The organism is Rhodopila globiformis (genome assembly GCF_002937115.1).
Classification (GTDB): domain Bacteria; phylum Pseudomonadota; class Alphaproteobacteria; order Acetobacterales; family Acetobacteraceae; genus Rhodopila; species Rhodopila globiformis.
Map to the genome: position 1 here is coordinate 1 of NZ_NHRY01000016.1, position 3,038 is coordinate 3,038.

The following is a 3,038-nucleotide window of genomic DNA, read 5'->3' on the forward strand; positions in this document are numbered from 1 at the left end:
CAGCTCGATGCTCTTGCGCTCGCCGGGCAGCAGCAGCCCGGTGCAGTAGGCCCGCGCCGAGGCGGCGCGGCGGGCATGCCCCAATCCTCCGACCACCGCATCCAGATACGCCTCCAACCGGGCCTCGCTTTTCGGCGCTTGTCTTGCTCCTTGCTGTTTCATGCACCCTATGTGGGGTGGTTGTGGTCAATAGCTAGAGGATAGTGACATAGTAAGATTAACACCCTGTCCAGTTTTCGGGGGCCACCTTACTCAGTGGCCCTCGGCGACCCTCAGCTGTCCTCTGTGGTTATATTTTTGGACGATCCGGCCGCATGCCCGCCGCCAATGCCCCTCAACCACCCGAAACGCAGGCACAGCCCATCCACCCCATCGACGCTCGAATCACGAGTCCCCCAAACCGGAACCCGGCCAGACAGGCTCTCCGTGGCCTCCACGCCGATGTTGCTACCGGGGTCCTGTCGCGCCTATGAAATGGCGATGCCGTCGCGCTGGTTCGGCGACGGCCAGGGGATTCGGATTCATCATGCTGTTTCGCTTTTCTGCCGCCCCAATGCGGGGCGCGGCCTTGCTTGCCGCCACCTGCCTGAGCGTCGCCGTCGGAGCCTCCGCGGCGGAACCGTCGGATGGCCACGCCCACAAGCCGAAAGGCCACCGGGTAACGGTCACCGAGGAAATGATCGGCGCCGGGATCGTCTCCTCCGGCGTGAAACTGCCGCCGCCGCCGCCGGCCACCGGCACGCGGGACAACCCCGTGCCATCCTGGAACAACCCGCTGCCCTTGCCGATCGTTATCGCCGATCGGCGCAACAACCGGTTGCTGGAAGTGACACCGGACAAGCAGATCGTGTGGGAATTCGACTCGCCCAACCTCACGTTCTATCGCGGCAACGACGACGTGAACTTCACCCAGGACGGCCGGACCATGGTGGTCAACGAGGAGGACAATTACGACCTCCACATGCTCGACTACGCCTCCCGGCAACTGAAGTGGACCTACGGCATGCCGAACATGCGCGGCCGCGGCGAGGGCTACCTGAACTTCCCGGACGACGCGCGCCTGCTGCCGGACGGGCGGCTGATCGTCGCCGACATCCGCAACTGCCGCCTGCTGACCATCGATCCGAAGACGTCGCAGACGCTGCGGCAATGGGGCAAGCCCGGCGTGTGCAAGCACAACCCGCCCGAGACCTTCGCCTATCCCAACGACTTCAACTACTATCCCAACGGCGACTACCTGATCACCGAGATCCCCGACGCCTGGATCACCCGCCTCTCGCCCGACGGCCACGTGGTCTGGAGCGTGCGCGCGCCGCATGTCCACTATCCTTCGGACGCACGCCCGGCGGCCGACGGCAACATCATCGTCGCCGACTTCACCAAGCCGGGCGGGGTGGTGATCTTCAATCCGCAGACCGGCAAGGTGGTGTGGGAATACCGCGTGCCCGAGGGCGAGAAGGCGCTCGACCACCCGTCGCTGGCGGTCGAACTGCCCAATGGCAACGTGCTGCTGAACGACGACCACCGCGAGCGCGTGCTGGTCATCGACCGCCAGACCAAGGCGTTCATCTGGCAGTACGGCCAGACCGATACCCGCGGGCACACGCCGGGCCTGCTTTGGTATCCCGACAGCGTCGACATCGATTTCTATCACGACTGGAAGGCAGCCCTCGCCCGCAAGCCGTGACGATCCGGCGCCGGCCGGACCCTGCGGGCGTCCGGCCAACACAATCCTTGCAAGCGCCGATCGGCCCGCTTTAGAACTTTTCCTGTGTCCGCCGGACGGCGGCCACAGGAATCGCTGCCGTCGCCTTATTGAATTCGGTTCAACCTCGCCGCGTCGCATCAGCGCTTCCTGCAATTCCACGACGGCATCCGGTGCCATTCGTTGCCTTGGACCAAGTGCAACTATTTCATATTCAGCATGCTGATTGCCCCCATGAATGATGCGACCCCCGCACATGTCGTGCCTCAGGATGCTGCCGCCCTGCCCGGCCGGGCGGCCGCAGCCGCGGGACTGAGGCTGGCGCGCCGGCTGGCGCTCACCGCCGGCCTTGTCGCCATCGTCCTCGGTGCGGCGCAGGCCCTGACCTGGACCCGGCTGTCCGCGGGGCTTCTGCGCGAGCTTGCCCGCGCGAACGTGGCGGCAGTGCCGCTTGCCGCCGTGCTGGCCTCGCTGGCCGGGATCGCCGGCGCTTGGCTGATGGCGCGGGCGCGGCAACGCGGCGACGCCACCCGGGTGGCGCGCGCCGCGCGCTGGCCACAGATGATGGCCGTGGTGCCGCTCTCGGCCCTGGTCGCCGCGGCGGCCCTGCTGCCCCGGTTCGCGGCGGCTCCGGATGTGGCTCCGCCGGTGCCGGAAACCACATGGATCTGCGGCGGCGCGCTGATCGTGCTGGCCTTCCCGCTGCTGGTGGCCGAGCGGGTCTTGGCCGCCTGGCCGCCGGTGCGGCTGCCCGAGGCGCCCGGGCTGCGGGGGCTACTGTTCCTGCCCACCGTCATCCTGCCGGCCACGGGCGCGCTTGAAATCGCCGCCGGCCTGGGCGCGCCGGGCTTGGCCGCGCATCTGACCGCGCTGCTGGCGCTGTTGCCCGGCGGCATCGCCGCCGAACTGGCCCTGCGCGCCGTCGGCCGCTGCTTCCTGCCGCCACCGCCCGCAGCCGAGGCGCGGGCCGTCGAGTCGGCGCTGGCCCGGATGCTGGCCGAGGGCAGCCGGGCACGCAGCCTGGCGGAACCGCTGCGCCAGCATCTGGGGATCGACTTCGCCCGCAGCTGGGCGCTGGCCTATGTCCGCGCCGCCTTCGCGCCGCTGCTGCTGGTGCTGGTGCTGGTGTCCTGGGGGCTGTCCGGCGTCGCCCTGGTGCCGCTCGACCAGCGCGCGGTGTATGAGCGCTTCGGGGCGCCGGTGCGCGTGCTGCACCCGGGGCTGCACCTGATCCTGCCCTGGCCGCTCGGCCGGCTGCGGCCGGTGGAGTTCGGCACGGTGCACGAGGCCGGGCTGGCCGGCGATCCCATCCCCGACCGCACCCCCGCCGAGG

The 3,038-nt window shown here is 69.0% G+C and carries 2 protein-coding genes; both read left to right on the top strand.

Annotation, left to right across the window (positions count from 1 at the left end):
- Positions 1–526: 526 nt before the first annotated feature.
- The gene (locus tag CCS01_RS00310; RefSeq protein ID WP_158258159.1) at positions 527–1,687 is read left to right on the top strand and encodes an outer membrane protein assembly factor BamB family protein; all 1,161 of its coding nucleotides are present in this window, start codon (positions 527–529) and stop codon (positions 1,685–1,687) included.
- 252 nt (positions 1,688–1,939) lie between these two features.
- Positions 1,940–3,038, top strand: a 1,099-nt coding sequence (locus CCS01_RS00315) for an SPFH domain-containing protein (RefSeq protein ID WP_204848087.1), incomplete at its 3' end; no start/stop codon positions are given.